Source organism: Pseudomonas sp. MCal1 (genome assembly GCF_026341415.1).
GTDB lineage: Bacteria > Pseudomonadota > Gammaproteobacteria > Pseudomonadales > Pseudomonadaceae > Aquipseudomonas.
In genome coordinates, this window is record NZ_JAKUMP010000009.1 from 155,404 (window position 1) to 171,579 (window position 16,176).

Annotated in this window: 13 protein-coding genes; 8 read left to right on the top strand and 5 right to left on the bottom strand. The window is 59.4% G+C overall.

All coding sequences use genetic code 11. From position 1 onward, the window contains the following. The first annotated feature begins 57 nt into the window (after positions 1–57). Together MKZ87_RS16520 and MKZ87_RS16525 are read left to right on the top strand one after the other, a co-directional pair. Positions 58–534 (top strand): thioesterase family protein, encoded by a 477-nt coding sequence (locus tag MKZ87_RS16520; protein WP_085697785.1) that lies wholly within the window; start codon positions 58–60, stop codon positions 532–534. A 24-nt stretch (positions 535–558) separates the two neighbouring features. Beyond that, complete coding sequence (locus MKZ87_RS16525) at positions 559–1,722, top strand: gamma-butyrobetaine dioxygenase (RefSeq protein WP_266201323.1); 1,164 nt, start codon at positions 559–561, stop codon at positions 1,720–1,722. A gap of 36 nt (positions 1,723–1,758) precedes the next feature. On the opposite strand, the gene MKZ87_RS16530 is transcribed toward MKZ87_RS16525, so the two are convergent. Together MKZ87_RS16530 and MKZ87_RS16535 are read right to left on the bottom strand one after the other, a co-directional pair. Next, positions 1,759–2,685 carry a hypothetical protein gene (locus tag MKZ87_RS16530; RefSeq protein ID WP_266201325.1) on the bottom strand — a complete coding sequence of 309 codons (927 nt, stop codon included), beginning with the start codon at positions 2,683–2,685 and terminating at the stop codon, positions 1,759–1,761. Further along, entirely contained in the window at positions 2,682–3,974 is a 1,293-nt protein-coding gene (locus tag MKZ87_RS16535; RefSeq protein WP_266201326.1) for an AAA family ATPase, read from the bottom strand. Before MKZ87_RS16535 ends, MKZ87_RS16530 begins: the two co-directional genes overlap by 4 nt. A gap of 470 nt (positions 3,975–4,444) precedes the next feature. On the opposite strand from MKZ87_RS16535, the gene MKZ87_RS16540 reads away from it, so the two are divergent. Next, positions 4,445–4,705, top strand: a complete 261-nt coding sequence (locus MKZ87_RS16540; protein ID WP_085688602.1) for a hypothetical protein — start codon at positions 4,445–4,447, stop codon at positions 4,703–4,705. A 115-nt stretch (positions 4,706–4,820) separates the two neighbouring features. Here MKZ87_RS16540 and MKZ87_RS16545 read toward each other — a convergent pair whose 3' ends face one another. Both MKZ87_RS16545 and MKZ87_RS16550 read right to left on the bottom strand, forming a co-directional pair. Beyond that, a complete protein-coding gene (locus MKZ87_RS16545) occupies positions 4,821–5,924 on the bottom strand; it encodes a GlxA family transcriptional regulator (RefSeq protein ID WP_007959756.1) in 1,104 nt (367 codons plus the stop codon). Positions 5,925–6,394: 470 nt separating this feature from the next. Next, positions 6,395–7,771, bottom strand: coding sequence for an L-serine ammonia-lyase (locus MKZ87_RS16550; protein ID WP_085697787.1), 1,377 nt, complete (start codon positions 7,769–7,771; stop codon positions 6,395–6,397). A gap of 436 nt (positions 7,772–8,207) precedes the next feature. On the opposite strand from MKZ87_RS16550, the gene MKZ87_RS16555 reads away from it, so the two are divergent. The 3 genes from MKZ87_RS16555 (at position 8,208) to choV (ending at position 11,256) form a co-directional block, all read left to right on the top strand. Further along, positions 8,208–9,158 carry a choline ABC transporter substrate-binding protein gene (locus MKZ87_RS16555; RefSeq protein ID WP_085697788.1) on the top strand — a complete coding sequence of 317 codons (951 nt, stop codon included), beginning with the start codon at positions 8,208–8,210 and terminating at the stop codon, positions 9,156–9,158. 77 nt (positions 9,159–9,235) lie between these two features. Continuing rightward, positions 9,236–10,081, top strand: a complete 846-nt coding sequence (gene choW, locus MKZ87_RS16560; RefSeq protein ID WP_007959749.1) for a choline ABC transporter permease subunit — start codon at positions 9,236–9,238, stop codon at positions 10,079–10,081. After that, complete coding sequence (choV, locus tag MKZ87_RS16565; RefSeq protein ID WP_085697789.1) at positions 10,078–11,256, top strand: choline ABC transporter ATP-binding protein; 1,179 nt, start codon at positions 10,078–10,080, stop codon at positions 11,254–11,256. Before choW ends, choV begins: the two co-directional genes overlap by 4 nt. Before the next feature lie 208 nt (positions 11,257–11,464). Here choV and MKZ87_RS16570 read toward each other — a convergent pair whose 3' ends face one another. After that, positions 11,465–13,405, bottom strand: a complete 1,941-nt coding sequence (locus MKZ87_RS16570; RefSeq protein WP_227235638.1) for a BCCT family transporter — start codon at positions 13,403–13,405, stop codon at positions 11,465–11,467. A gap of 482 nt (positions 13,406–13,887) precedes the next feature. Here MKZ87_RS16570 and betI point away from each other — a divergent pair, with 482 nt between their 5' ends. After that, positions 13,888–14,481, top strand: coding sequence for a transcriptional regulator BetI (gene betI / locus MKZ87_RS16575; protein WP_011336305.1), 594 nt, complete (start codon positions 13,888–13,890; stop codon positions 14,479–14,481). 109 nt (positions 14,482–14,590) lie between these two features. After that, positions 14,591–16,063 carry a betaine-aldehyde dehydrogenase gene (gene betB / locus MKZ87_RS16580; RefSeq protein ID WP_085697791.1) on the top strand — a complete coding sequence of 491 codons (1,473 nt, stop codon included), beginning with the start codon at positions 14,591–14,593 and terminating at the stop codon, positions 16,061–16,063. Positions 16,064–16,176: the final 113 nt, after the last annotated feature.

The following is a 16,176-nucleotide window of genomic DNA, read 5'->3' on the forward strand; positions in this document are numbered from 1 at the left end:
AGCGAGCTTGCTCGCGAAGACGGCAACCCAGACAACATCAATGTCGGAACAGATACCATGCCCACCCTCACCACCTACCAAACCAGAATCATCCCCGACTGGGTCGACTACAACGGCCATCTGCGCGACGCCTTCTATCTGCTGATCTTCAGCTACGCCACCGACGCCCTGATGGATCGCCTCGGCATGGACAGCAACAACCGTGAGGCCAGCGGTCATTCGCTGTTCACCCTCGAACTGCACCTCAACTATCTGCACGAAGTGAAGCTCGACGCCGAAGTCGAAGTGCGCACGCAGATCATCGGCCACGACCAGAAACGCCTGCACCTCTATCACAGCCTGCACCTGGCCGGCGGTGACCAGGAACTGGCCGGCAACGAACAGATGCTGCTGCATGTCGACCTCGCCGGCCCGCGTTCCGCACCGTTTACCCCGGACACCCTGGGCCGTCTGCAAGCCATCGTCGCCGAGCAGGCCGACCTGCCCGCCCCTGCTTACATCGGCCGGGTCATCGCCCTGCCCCCGGCCCGGTAAATCCATCCATCGCAAGGAGCCGCCATGCAAACCGCCGTCGCAGTTGCCGATTTCCGTACTTATCCGTTGATCAGCGCGCTGAACGGCGTGCAGACCCTGGCGGATCGCGTCCTGATTGAATGGGCCGACGGGCGTGTCAGCCCGTTCCACCATGTGTGGCTGCGGGACAACTGTCCGTGTCCGCACTGCGTCTACAGCGTCACCCGCGAGCAGGTGTTCGAGATTGTCGACGCAGCGCCGGATCTGTCGCCCTCCGCTGCGCATATCGACACCGATGGCTGCCTGCGCATCGACTGGCAGGACGGCCACCTCAGCCGCTTCGATGCGGGTTGGCTGCGGGCCCACGCCTACGACGACGAATCCCGCTCCGAACGCCTCGCCGCCAAGCCGAAACCCTTCCTGTGGCGCAGCGATTTGCAGCTGCCGGTGTTCGACTATTCAGCCCTGATGCACGACAACGCCGCACTGCTGCAATGGTTGCTGGCGTTACGCGACATCGGTCTGACCCAGGTGCGCGGCGTACCCACCGAGCCCGGTTCGCTGAAGCTGATCGCCCAGCGCATTTCATTCATCCGCGAGAGCAACTTCGGCGTGCTGTTCAACGTTCAATCCAAGGCCGATGCCGACAGCAATGCCTACACCGCTTTCAACCTGCCATTGCACACGGATCTGCCGACTCGCGAGCTGCAACCGGGGCTGCAATTTCTGCATTGTCTGGTGAACGGTGCCGAGGGTGGCGAGAGTATTTTTGTCGACGGTTTTGCGATTGCCGAAGCGCTGCGTCAGGAAGATCCCACGTCGTTTCAGGCGCTGTGCGAAATCCCGGTAGAGTTTCGCAACAAGGACCGCCACAGTGACTATCGCTGCCTCGCCCCGATCATCGCTCTGGATGCCTTGGGCCGGGTCGCAGAAATCCGCATGGCCAACTTTCTGCGCGGCGCGTTCGACACGTCCGTGGAACAGATGCCGCTGCTGTATCGCGCTTACCGACGCTTCATCGCCATGACCCGCGAGCCGCGCTTCCGGGTGATGCAGCGACTCAACCCGGGCGAGCTGTGGTGCTTCGACAACCGCCGCACCTTGCATGCACGCAATGCCTTCGACCCGTCCACCGGGGCCCGGCATTTTCAGGGCTGCTATATCGACCGGGACGAATTGCTGTCGCGGATTCTGGTGTTGCAGCGCTAGACCAACGCTTCGCACCGGCAGGAGAGCCTTTTGGCCTTATTTACGAGGCTCGTTAGCAATAAAAGAGAGTCCGAAGGCTTCGGAAAGAACTTCAGCCGCGTAGGTGACAGCACGAAGAGCGAAGTGAGCAGAAGTTTCAACTGTGCCGATAGAGAGTTCACAAAAGCGCGCCCCCGTTGGCCTTGCGAGGTTCATCGCGATCAACGTTGCCACAACTTGGGAATCATCGACCTCGGCAAAAACAGAAAGCTTCCATCGACGGGCATTCGTATTCGAATTCCCGTTACCTTTAATCAGCTCATGCACTTTCTGCTGAGCGCTCGTACACGCATGTTCATAGGCTGCTCGAACCTGTCGTCGAGAAGGTGCAGGGAACTCGGCGGGATTGGGAAGAGCAGCCCGTTTATCAATGGCAGCGGCAATAAGCGGGGCTTTTCTTCGCAACCCCTCCAATGTCAGCTCCTCGTCTTCATACATTCTGAGCCACTCACGGCGCACTTTAAGCAATCGCTCGTCATCTCGAATGGGAAGACTCGCCAACGTTTTCTTTGCAATCTCGCGGAAGGCTGCGGGAACCTCGTCAGTCACTACCAATTGCAAAGAAGGTAGCAGTACTTCAAACCACCCTTCACAAACATCGAAAGGGTCCAGTAGATCGGCAGCTTTCTTTTTGCTTTTTGAACTGTTTAGCCAACCAGCCATGTATCGATAGTTCGACCACTCATAAGCGAGTGTCCTGTCCTCATTACAACTGACGAAATGATCAACCGTTCCATCCGGAATCCACATTGCTCCAAAAGCACAACGATGTTCAAACCCCTCGGCCAGATCGAACTTGAACGGTGTCCAAAGATCTCTGGGACGGTTCTTGTCCGGATTTTCGGCTAACCAGTCCCTTCCTTTTTTTCGACACGCCTCATCGAAAAGATCCGGCTCATCTATAGGATTCGGGGTCGGGATCATTTTTGATTTTTACCTCGTTGGTCCAAGGAGTTTTTCTCTACGGAAACTATCCAACGGGGCCAGAAGTGATCGAAATCAGGTAATACCCTCATCAGCTCTCGATGAATCGCTTTTTCAGTTTGCAGGTGAGGAGGAAGCGACCGCTTTTCACCTCGCATCCAAGCCTCCGCGGCCTCTATTGCATCCTCAGCCTCAACTGATCTGGCCTGTTGCAGACCAAATGAATCTGAAACCAGCCAATTAACGACATCTCCTTGTTTAGCCCAAAGTTCTTTGGAGATCTTTGCCTCGTTTTTATGAAGGTTGATATTGAAAACGGCATCGTGGGCCTCATCGAAATCAGGTTCGACTGAGGCAAGTACCAAAGGCGAGTGAGTTGCCACTATCAGTTGCACAGCAACCTTTTCCCCCGTCATGGCCTGAACTACCCGCAGTAATGCAGGGACGATACGTCGCTGCCATTGGGGGTGCAGATGACACTCCACTTCATCGATCAGAAATATGATTTCTTTGGCAGGGTTGATTTTCCTCTGCCTGCAAGCACGCTTGTGACCATTCCATGTCCAAACCAGCATGTAAGCCAGAGCTGCAATCCGACGCATACCTGCGGAGGCATGGACCAGGGGAACATCCTGCCCGTAGAGCATCCTCAAGGTTGGATACTCAGTCTCGTCAAGCGCCCCCAGATAGCAGGGTTCGCCTGGCACCAGCTGCTCAACGCCTGAAGGTGAGAGCGCTTCCAGTGCACGAGTCAACTCATCGAACGAAGAGTCATTGGCAGTGCGTTGCCAACGAACCCAATCATGGATCAAACCATTGCAGATGTTGGTGCCTTTCTCGGAAACTGCGCCCTTCCAGACCTGATCGGGAGAAAAGTTGAAGGCGCGAATTTTCTCTTCGGACTCAGCCGCCTGATCGCTCCAGTAATTACGAGCGGGATCCCACGCCGAAAAACTGCCATCGACGCCAGCATAGATCACCACTCCGGGAATCGAAGGACGAGCCTTCTGCTGTCGCCAACTCCCATCCTTGAATGGAATCTCACCTTCTTTGTCGCCTTCCGTCACTTTGCTGAAAGCGAAGCGGATACTGGGCGAGGTCGAGTCTTCCCGCGGAACGGCCTCAACGCCTCTTGCCCAGGTTCGGGTCAATACCCACCAGGCAGCATCAAGTAAAAAACTCTTCCCAAGACCATTGTCCCCGGTAATGAAGTTCAAGCGAGGAGCGAACTCGACAGGGCCGAACTTTTCAGCAGGGCCGACGCCTTTGAGGGACAAGAGTTTTAGCATTGCTTAACCTTCCGTTTTGCCTGAGAAACCAAGAACCGATCAAGTTCGGGTCACTTGCAGCTTCTTGCCCCTGACACTCATTTGTCGAGGATCAAACAAGTATGTGGATACAGGCATTCCTGTATTTGATAGGGGGCAATGCTAATGCCAAACAACGTTACGTAGCCATCCTTTGGATGTAACAGTGACGAATGAGCAACCCGATGCATTTCTGGCAGGCAAAAAAAAGCCCCGATGCAAGCCGTGACAGGATCGGGGCGAGGGTACTGTTGAGGAGCTGCCATACCGAGGGTGACCAAACCTTCGTGAAGCGAGCTGAGGCCAGTGTGCCCACTCCCCTGGCCGGCAAGTTAGCCGAAAACGACCTGTTCATAGCCGTCGCGGCCACTGCGACAAATCGCCCTTGCCGTGCCTGGGCATGCCTACCAGAATCGAGCCACGACCTCCGTTGCCAAAGAAGGATTCGCGTCATGATGTATGCCGATTTGATCGATCAGGAAGACCTGTTGGGCCAGCTCAAGTCGTTGGGATTCGAAGTACCGTCGGGCTCCACTGCCCAGCAGGCCTGTGAATGCGCGGTGCGGGGGCTGGACGATGTGCGGGCCAACACGCTGCGCACCATGGTCAAGCAGATGTACACCAGCAGCGCAAGCATTCAGCCGATCGTGCGCGAAGCCATCGACAAGCAGTTGCTGCCGGCACTGGCGCAGTACCAGCAAACCCGCGCCTGACAACCCCTCATCGCTGGCAAGCCAGCTACCACAGGATTTGTGCCGGACACAGTTAAAGTGTTCAGCACAAATCAGTGTGGGAGCTGGCTTGCCAGCGATTGAACGATGACTCGATTCAGAGCCTTACGCTGGCAAAAGTGGACTCGTTGCGTGCCTGACTGAGCGCCGACATAGGCCCGGACAGCGGCGACATCACGATGGCCTGCGGCAGCGGCATCATCGCCACCTGCTGGGTGGTGTTGGAGCCGACGCGCTCGTCGCGCGGCGGAATGCCGAAGTACTCGCGGTAGCACTTGGAGAAGTGCGGCGTCGACACGAAGCCGCAGACCGACGCCACTTCGATGATCGACATCGGCGTCTGCTTGAGCAGTTGCCGCGCGCGGATCAGCCGCAGCTTGAGGTAGTAGCGCGACGGCGAGCAGTGCAGGTATTTCTGGAACAGGCGCTCAAGCTGACGACGGGACACGGCGACGTACACCGCCAGTTCGTCGAGGTCGATCGGCTCTTCCAGGTTGGCTTCCATCAGCGCAACGATTTCCTGCAGTTTCGGCTGGTTGGTGCCGAGCATGTGCTTGAGCGGCACGCGCTGGTGATCCTGCTCGTTGCGGATGCGTTCGTAGACGAACATCTCGGAGATCGCGGCTGACAGCTCACGACCGTGATCGCGGCTGATCAGGTGCAGCATCATGTCCAGCGGCGCGGTGCCGCCGGAGCTGGTGAAACGGTTGCGGTCGAGGGTGAACAGGCGGGTGCTCATCGCAACGCGCGGGAAAGCTTCCTGCATCGCCGCCAGACATTCCCAGTGCACGCTGCAATCGAAACCGTCGAGCAGACCGGCGCAGGCCAGGGCCCAGCTGCCGGTGCACACTGCGCCGAGGCGGCGCGACTGACGCGCCTGGCTTTGCAGCCACGACACGTGTTCGCGGGTAACGGTGCGCTGAATGCCGATCCCGCCGCACACGATGATGGTGTCGAGGGCCGGAGCTTTGTGCATGGAGGCGTCGGGGGTGATCTGCAGACCGTCACTGGCCCAGACCTGGCCACCGTCGACGGTGAGGGTGGTCCAGCGATACAGCTCGCGACCGGACAACTGGTTGGCCATGCGCAGTGGTTCGACTGCGGAAGCCAGGGAAATCAGCGTGAAATTGTCCAGCAGCAGAAAGCCGATGGATTGAGGCGCACGGTTCTGGGGTTGAGCCCCGGAGTTGAACGACGTCATCGCGGTATCTCCTCACACAAAGCGGGTGATGGCCTCAGGCGGAGGCTCTTGTTATTGCCATCGTTCTCTTGCGTGAGACGGGCTTTGTTATGACAGAGCAATTGCCATGCCTAAATTTGAATGGCTGTTCAATAACTCCTGAAAACGACGTCGCGACGCGTCTATACAAGCGCTCCAACGAAGGGTAATTCGAAGTGCCATCAGCGGCCGCGAATGCCCTGCTCCGAAGCGTGTGAGCAAATCGGTAGCACTTGTGGGAACTGGCCTGCGCACGATTGTCCTACAGTGTCACCGCAGGCACAGGTGACGGACGGTAGCGCCTTCGAATCAGGCGCTGGAGGTGGGAAAGACGCTTATCTGATAACGACGCGCCAAAAGGTGGCGCGTTTTGATTCCGGTGTGCACTTAACGCGCAGTTTTGACTGGTCCGGCCTCATCGCTGGCAAGCCAGCGATTGGGGCGACCAGGTATCAGCATTCCACCGCGCTGACCGCCAACCCGCCCCGCGAAGTCTCTTTATATTTGTCATGCATGTCGGCGCCGGTATCGCGCATGGTGCGGATCACCCGGTCCAGAGAAATGAAGTGCTGACCATCGCCACGCAAAGCCATCTGCGCCGCATTGATCGCCTTCACCGCCGCAATCGCATTGCGCTCGATGCACGGCACTTGCACCAGACCACCCACCGGATCGCAGGTCAGGCCGAGGTTATGTTCGAGGCCGATTTCCGCCGCGTTGCACAACTGCTCCGGCGAAGCACCGAGCACTTCGGCCAAACCGGCCGCCGCCATCGCACAGGCCGAACCGACCTCCCCCTGACAGCCGACTTCAGCGCCGGAGATCGAAGCGTTCTTCTTGCACAGAATCCCCACCGCCGCCGCCCCGAGGAAGTAATCGACCACGTTGGCGTCGGTCACCGCCTCGCTGAATTTCATGAAGTAGTGCAACACCGCCGGAATGATCCCCGCCGCGCCGTTGGTGGGTGCCGTGACCATGCGGCCGCCGGCGGCGTTTTCCTCGTTCACCGCCAGGGCGAACAGGTTGACCCACTCCATCGCGCTGAGGGTCGAGCCGATCACGTTGGGCTTGTTCAATTCCTGAAGACTGCGGTGCAACTTCGCCGCACGGCGGCGCACGTTGAGGCCGCCGGGCAGGATGCCTTCGTGCTTGAGGCCCTGCTCGACGCAATCCTGCATCGCCCGCCAGAGTTTCATCAGGCCGGCGCGGATTTCCTCTTCGCTGCGCCAGACCTTCTCGTTGGCCATCATCAATTCGGCCACGCGCAGGTTGTGGGTCTTGCACAGTTCCAGCAGCTCCACCGCGCTGGAGAAGTCGTAGGGCAATTCAGTGCGATCCAGATCCACCACGCCGCTGGAGGCCTGCGCCTCATCCACCACAAAACCGCCGCCGACCGAATAGTAGGTGTCGCGATGCAGCTCGCCGTGATCGCCTTCGGCAACCAGGGTCATGGCGTTGGGGTGGAACGGCAGGTTCTCGTCGATCAGGCGCATGTCGCGGCCCCATATAAAGGGCACCGACAAACGACCGTCGAGCAACAGCGTGTGGGTTTCGCGCAGGGCCTGGATGCGCGGGCCGATCTGCGACGGGTCGATCGCGTCCGGCCACTCGCCCATCAGGCCCATGATCACCGCGTTGTCGCTGCCATGACCGACACCGGTGGCCGACAACGAACCGAACAGCTGCACCTCGATGCGGCGCACCTGCTCCAGCAGGTGTTTGTCGCGCAATGACTCGACAAACAGGGCGGCGGCGCGCATGGGCCCGACGGTGTGGGAACTGGAAGGGCCGATGCCGATTTTGAACAGGTCGAAAACGCTGATAGCCATTGCTGCAGAGCTCCTGAGAATGCCGGTCCGGGGCATGAAACGCCCGCTGGCGGAGCTGCTACGCTCAAGCTGCGATCCGCCGGAATGCCCGCATCATCGGGCTTTTCCCGGGTCGCTCGGCGTCTGACACCGACGTACTCATGCCCACTAACGCCGTGCCGGTTTCAGCCCGTGTTTTCGCCGTTTTTATGCGGTTCAGATGGCCAGACAGGGCAGAAAAAAGCTGTAAACGACGTCACTGACACTGGATGCGACCATCCCTGTACTGGATACGACGCACCCTGTAGGCGTCAGATTTTCACTGGTACATGATCGTATCGACTCGATTGCAAGGCGCTGCGGTAGAGCTGTCTCCAGAACGCCATCCAACCGCAACCCATAAGTGCGGTGGTCCAATCGGAACACTGCCAAAAAAAACACCAAGGAGTCCCCATTCATGAAAGGTTCCCCGTCGTTGTTGTTGGCCGCCATGCTGAGTCTGCCATTGCTGGCTCAAGCCGCAGAACCGGCGCAGTGCAGTACCGTGAACTTCTCCGATGTCGGCTGGACCGACATCACCGCAACCACCGCCACCACCTCCGTCGTGCTCAACGCGCTCGGCTACAAGACCAAGACCACCATGATTTCCGTACCCGTGACCTACAAGTCGCTGGCGGACGGCAAGAACATGGACGTGTTCCTCGGCAACTGGATGCCGACCATGGAAAACGACATCAAGGCCTACCGCGACGCCGGCACCGTGGAAACCGTGCGCACCAACCTCAAGGGCGCCAAATACACCCTCGCCGTTCCGCAAGCCTTGTATGACAAGGGTCTGCACGACTTCGCCGACATCGCCAAATTCAAGAAAGAACTCGACGGCAAGATCTACGGGATCGAGCCGGGCAACGACGGCAACCGCCTGATCCAGAGCATGATCGACAAGGACGCCTTCGGCCTGAAGACCGCCGGTTTCAAGGTCGTCGAATCCAGCGAAGCGGGCATGCTGTCGCAGGTCGACCGTGCGCAGAAACGCGACACTGCCGTGGTGTTCCTCGGCTGGGCACCGCACCCGATGAACAAGCGCTTCAAGATTCAATACCTGACTGGCGGCGATGATTTCTTCGGCCCGGACTTCGGCGCGGCGACCGTCGCGACCAACACCCGCAAGGGCTACGTCGAGGAATGCAGCAACGTTGGCCAACTGCTGAAAAACCTGGAGTTCACCGTCGACATGGAAAGCGAACTGATGGGCAACATCCTGGACGACAAGATGAAGCCTGACGCGGCCGCCAAGGCCTGGCTGAAAAAGAATCCACAGGTGCTCGATACCTGGCTCGCTGGCGTGACCACCATTGACGGCAAACCAGGCCTGGAGGCCGTGAAAGCCAAGATTGCCCAGCCTTGAATTAAGGAGCATCGCTTATGCCGGGCGGCGTACGCCGTCCGGGCTGTTTATTTCCTTGCATGCGGACGTTCACTACCATGCTGATTGATCAGAAAATCCCTTTAGGCCAGTACATCGCGGGCTTCGTTGAATGGTTGACGCAACACGGCGCCAACACCTTCGACGCAATCGCCGTGACCCTGGAAACGATGATCCACGGCGTGACGTTTGCGCTGACCTGGTTCAACCCGCTGGTGCTGATTGGCCTCATCGCCCTGCTGGCCCACTTCATTCAACGCAAATGGGGCCTGACCGCGTTCGTGGTCGCCTCCTTCCTGCTGATCCTCAACCTGGGGTACTGGCAGGAAACCATGGAAACCCTCGCCCAGGTCATGTTCGCGACCCTGGTCTGCGTGGTCATCGGCGTGCCGCTGGGCATCGTCGCCGCGCACAAACCGATGTTCTACACTTTGATGAGGCCGGTACTCGATCTGATGCAGACCGTACCGACCTTCGTTTACCTCATTCCTACCCTGACCCTGTTCGGGCTGGGTGTGGTGCCAGGCCTGATCTCGACGGTGGTGTTCGCCATCGCCGCGCCGATCCGCCTGACCTATCTGGGCATCCGCGATGTCCCGCAAGAACTGATGGACGCCGGCAAGGCCTTCGGCTGCTCGCGTCGCCAACTGCTTTCACGGATCGAACTGCCTCACGCCATGCCGAGCATCGCGGCCGGCATCACCCAGTGCATCATGCTGTCGCTGTCGATGGTGGTGATCGCGGCACTGGTGGGCGCCGACGGACTCGGCAAACCGGTGGTCAACGCACTGAACACTGCTGATATCGCCCTGGGCTTCGAAGCGGGCCTGGCGATCGTACTGCTGGCGATCATGCTCGACCGAATCTGCAAACAACCCGACGCCAAAGTAGGGGGTGACGCATGAGCATAATTCGCTTCGATAACGTTGACGTGATCTTCACCAGAGATCCGCGCGAAGCACTGAAACTTCTCGATCAAGGCTTGACCCGTAGCGAGATCCTGAAAAAGACCGGGCAGATCGTCGGTGTCGAAAAGGCCAGCCTGGACATCAACAAAGGCGAGATCTGCGTACTGATGGGCCTGTCCGGCTCCGGCAAGTCGAGCCTGCTGCGCTGCATCAACGGCCTCAACACCGTGAGCCGCGGCAAGCTGTTCGTCGAACACGAAGGCAAGCAGATCGATATCGCCTCCTGCTCCGCGGCCGAGCTGAAAATGATGCGCACCAAACGCATCGCGATGGTGTTCCAGAAGTTCGCCCTGATGCCCTGGCTGACGGTGCGCGAGAACATCAGTTTCGGTCTGGAAATGCAGGGCCGTCCGGAGAAGGAACGGCGCAAACTGGTGGATGAAAAACTCGAACTGGTGGGCCTGACCCAATGGCGCAACAAGAAACCCGACGAGCTGTCCGGCGGCATGCAGCAGCGTGTCGGCCTGGCCCGTGCGCTGGCGATGGACGCCGACATTCTGCTGATGGACGAACCGTTCTCCGCCCTCGACCCGCTGATCCGTCAGGGTTTGCAGGATGAGCTGCTGGAACTGCAACGCAAGCTGAGCAAGACCATCGTATTCGTGAGCCACGACCTCGACGAGGCGCTGAAACTCGGCAGCCGAATCGCGATCATGAAAGACGGCCGGATCATCCAGTACAGCGTGCCGGAAGAGATCGTGCTCAATCCTGCGGACGATTACGTGCGGACCTTCGTCGCCCACACCAACCCGCTGAACGTGCTGTGTGGTCGCAGCCTGATGCGCACCCTGGACAACTGCAAACGCATCAACGGTTCGGTGTGTCTGGATCCGGGTGGCGACTCGTGGCTGGACCTGGCCGAAGGCAACACCATCAAGGGTGCGCGGCAGAACGGTTCAGTGCTGAACCTGCAGAACTGGGCACCGGGGCAAGCCGTGGAAGGACTGGAACGCAAACCGACACTGGTGGACTCGAACATCGGAATGCGCGACGCGTTGCAGATCCGTTACCAGACCGGCAACAAACTGGTGCTGCACGATAACAATCATGTGGTGGGGATTCTGGGCGACAGCGAGCTGTATCACGCGCTGCTCGGCAAGAACCTGGGGTAAAGAGAACAGACACAAAAACGCCGCGAGAGGATCGCGGCGTTTTTGTTTATCAGGACATGATGATCGTTCCCACGCTCCGCGTGGGAATGCCTCAAGGGACGCTCCGCGTTCCAGCCGCGCTGCCGATTTCAAGCTTGGCATCGATAGGACGCAAAGCGTCCTGGGCTGCATTCCCACGCGGAGCGCGGGAACGATCCTGGATCACAGCTCAGCTATAGACCCGGCCAAGGAGTTGCCGATGGCTTTCAAACTGATCGAGCACATCGCGCGTGATCTGATCCTGTGTAAAGCCCATCAGGTCGTAGTCCTGGCTGCCGTTGTGCAGGTACACCTCGGCGCGGTAGAAACGCTGGCGCGCTTCATCGGACTGAGCCGACTCGCTCGGGGTGGCCAGATAGCCGTCCAGGCTTACTTCGTAGACAAAAGGGTTGCCCTCTTCCATCTCGACCCGTACGCCCATGCAACGCTTGGACTTGCCCAGCAGCGTCTGCACTTCCAGGCCCTGGGCACGCATTTGCGCAGCGGCATCTTCCAGTGCCGGGCTGACGTGTTTGTCCATGAAGCGCTGCACCACCGACTGACTCGGTTGCAGATCCAGTTGAGTCAGACGCTCGCTGAAACCACGACGACCGCGTTCAGCCAGTTGCGCCTGCTCCTGTTCGATCTGCATGTCCTGACGCATCGCCTTGTGCAGGCCGAACATGAAGCACACCAGCACCACCGAGAACGGCAGACCGGCCAGCACCACCATGGTCTGCATGGCTTCGAAGTTACCGGCGAACAGCAGGCCGATGGTCACCAGGGTGATCACGACCGACCAGAAGATCCGCAGCCAGTGCGGGGCGTCTTCGTCGACGTTGCCGCCCTTGCAGGACAGGTTCGCCATCATCACCGCGCCGGAGTCGGCCGGAGTCAGGAACAGCACGAAACCAACGAAAATCGACACACCGATGACGACTTTCGACGCCGGGTAGTGTTCAAGCAGTTGATAGATCGCCATCGACGGCTGTTCCAGCGCCGTCTTGCCAAGTTCCACCGCGCCCTGGTTCATCACCAGATCCAGCGCCGAGTTACCGAAGATCGACAGCCACGCCAGGGTGAAACCCAGCGGAATCAACAACACGCCGGCCACCAGTTCACGCACGGTGCGACCACGGGAAATACGCGCGATGAACATGCCGACGAATGGGGCCCAGGAAATCCACCAGGCCCAGTAGAACAGAGTCCACAGGCCCAGCCAGCGGTCGGACTTCTCGCTGTCGCCTTCATAGACGTACAGGTCGAACGTCTTCATGACTACGCCATTGAGGTAGTCGCCGATGTTCTGCACGAAGCCGTTGAGCAGGTGCAGGGTCGGGCCGAACAGCAGGACGAAAATCAGCAGGCCGCTGAACAGGATGATGTTGAGGTTGGACAGACGACGGATGCCGTTTTCCACACCGGACACGGCAGCGATGGTCGCCACGGTGCTCATCACGATGATCACGATCAGCAGGTTGGTGTTGCTGTGTTCCATGCCGAACAGGTTTTCCAGACCCGAAGACACTTGCAGCGAGCCGATCCCCAGGTTGGTCACCAGACCCAGCAGGGTCACGAACATGCCGAAGCCGTCTACCGCATGACCGGCAGCGCCCTTGACCCAACGCTCGCCCACCAGCGGGTACAGTGCCGAACGCAGGGCCAGCGGCTGGTTATGACGGTAAGCGAAATAAGCCACGGCCAGACCGACCAGCGCGTAGATCGCCCAGCCGTGCAGGCCCCAGTGCAGGAAAGTCAGCTGAACAGCCTGACGCGCCGCCAGGTTGGTGGCCGATGCCCCTTCCGGCGGGTTGAAGTAGTGATCCAGCGGCTCGGAAGCGCCGAAGTACAACAGCGAAATACCGATACCCGACGAGAACAGCATCCCCGCCCAGGCGCCGTAGCTGAAGTCAGGGGTATCGTCCTTGCCACCCAGTTTGAGTTTGCCGTAGGAGGAAAACGCCAGGCCGACCACGAAAACGAGATAAGCGGCGATCACCACCATGTAGTACCAGCCGAAGCTGCGGGACAACCAGGCCTGAGCCACTCCCAGCATTCTGCCGGCCTCTTGCGGGGCGATGATCAGAATGGCGGTCAACAACAGAATCAGCGCGGTAGAGGTGTAGAACACCCAACCGTTGACCGTCACCTTCTCGGGCGGGGTCTTTATAAGCGAGGCAGAACTCATGGCACAAATGCTCCAGGCAGTGCGAGAGAAGAACACAAGGCAACACGGAACCCGACCAATCGGTTAGTTGGCAGCCGACCGGCGGGTGATATAAAGACACCCCGAAAAAAGCCCGAACCTGCAGAGATGGCACCGCGAATCGCCGTCGTGGCCGAGGCATGGACGTTCATCCGAAACCTGGCCTTGAGCGTCTTGCCCATTCAACACGTCCATCGAACGTCGAACCGCGCCTTGCCCCGCGCAGGTTTCGAGCATTTTCGGATGTCGGTTTATCGCCACTTACACGTAGGAAAAATCTGTAGGCAGCGACGATTTGTCGCAGATCTTATTCTTTGTTGATTGAACGTTCAATCAAAACAAAATAGACTGGCCCTCAATCCGCCAGGCGTTCATCGCCCGTCGGAAGGCCTAAGGAGATGTGCAAGATGCCCAAGGTCGGTATGCAACCCATCCGCCGCCAACAACTGATCGAAGCCACTTTGCAGGCGGTTGATCAGGTCGGAATGGGGGACGCCAGCATTGCGCTGATCGCCCGTTTGGCCGGTGTCTCGAATGGCATCATCAGTCACTATTTTCAGGACAAGAACGGCCTGATCGCCGCCACGATGCGGTATCTGATGAGCGTCCTCAGCGAGAACGTCACCGCGCGCCGTCAGGCGCTGGCAGACAGCAGCCCCCGGGCGCATCTGCAGGTGATCATCGAAGGCAACTTCGACGCCAGCCAGGTCAATGGCCCGGCAATGAAAACCTGGCTGGCCTTCTGGGCCACCAGCATGCACCAGCCGTCTTTGCACAGGTTGCAGCGGATCAACGATCACCGTCTGTATTCCAACCTGTGCTGCGAGTTCCGCCGTGTGTTGCCGCTCGAAGATGCGCGCACCGCCGCCCGTGGACTGGCAGCTCTGATCGACGGCTTGTGGTTGCGCGGCGCGCTGTCGGGAGACGCTTTCGACACTGCGCAGGCGCAACAGATCGCTTACGAATACATGGATTTCCAATTGGCCAAGCAGGTGAGCTAGAGCACAGAGAAAACGCTCGGCCCCCTGAACTGTCACCGACCAGCGATGCCACAGCTACATGGCTCACCCGGTGACCAACGCCAACCACTAATGCACTTGCGAGGACACTATGGCCCGTTTCGAACTGCAAAAACTCTACATCGATGGCGCGTACTCCGACGCCGGCAGCGATGCCACCTTCGAAGCCATCAACCCGGCTAACGGTGAAGTCCTCGCACACGTGCAACGTGCGACCAAGGAAGACGTCGAGCGTGCTGTGGTCAGCGCCGAAAAGGGCCAGAAAATCTGGGCCGCGATGACCGCCATGGAGCGTTCGCGCATCCTGCGTCGCGCCGTCGACATCCTGCGCGAGCGCAACGATGAACTGGCTGCCCTGGAAACCCTGGACACCGGTAAAGCCTTCTCCGAAACCAAGTACGTCGACATCGTCACCGGCGCCGACGTGCTGGAATACTACGCAGGCCTGGTGCCTGCCATCGAAGGCGAGCAGATCCCGCTGCGTGACACCTCGTTTGTCTACACCCGTCGCGAACCGCTGGGCGTTGTCGCCGGTATCGGCGCGTGGAACTACCCGATCCAGATCGCCCTGTGGAAATCCGCTCCAGCCCTGGCGGCCGGTAACGCGATGATCTTCAAGCCAAGCGAAGTCACCTCGCTGACCACCCTGAAACTGGCCGAGATCTACACCGAAGCCGGCGTTCCGAACGGCGTGTTCAACGTGCTGACCGGCAGCGGCCGTGAAGTCGGCACCTGGCTGACCGAGCACCCGCGCATCGAGAAAGTCTCCTTCACCGGCGGCACCGACACCGGCAAAAAGGTCATGGCCAGCGCTTCGGCTTCGTCGCTCAAAGACGTGACCATGGAGCTGGGCGGCAAGTCCCCGCTGATCATCTGCGACGACGCCGACCTGGATCGCGCCGCCGACACCGCCATGATGGCCAACTTCTACAGCTCCGGTCAGGTCTGCACCAACGGCACTCGCGTGTTTGTGCCGAGCCACCTGAAAGCCGCTTTCGAAGCCAAGATCGTCGAGCGCGTCGCCCGCATCCGCGTTGGCAACCCGGAAGATGAAAACACCAACTTCGGCCCGCTGGTCAGCTTCGCGCACATGGAAAACGTGCTGGGCTACATCGCCAAGGGTAAAGAAGAAGGCGCCCGCGTTCTGTGCGGCGGCGAGCGCATGACCGACGGCGAATTCGCCAAGGGCGCGTTCGTGGCTCCGACCGTGTTCACCGACTGCACCGACGACATGACCATCGTCCGTGAGGAAATCTTCGGCCCGGTGATGTCGATCCTGACCTACGAAACCGAAGAAGAAGTCATCCGTCGCGCCAACGACACCGACTTCGGCCTGGCCGCCGGTATCGTCACCCGCGACCTGAACCGCGCCCACCGCGTGATTCATCAACTGGAAGCCGGTATCTGCTGGATCAACGCCTGGGGCGAGTCCGACGCAAAAATGCCGGTTGGCGGTTACAAGCAGTCGGGCGTCGGCCGTGAGAACGGCATCAGCTCGCTGAACAACTTCACTCGCATCAAATCGGTACAGGTCGAACTGGGCGATTACGTCTCGGTGTTCTAAGACCCGAGTTCTGTATTGCTCGCGAGGCCGCCTTCGCTGGCAAGCCAGCTCCCACAGGTCGGGTGCCGCCCACCCAATCTGTGGCAGCCCCGATCCCTGAGGGAGCGGGCTTG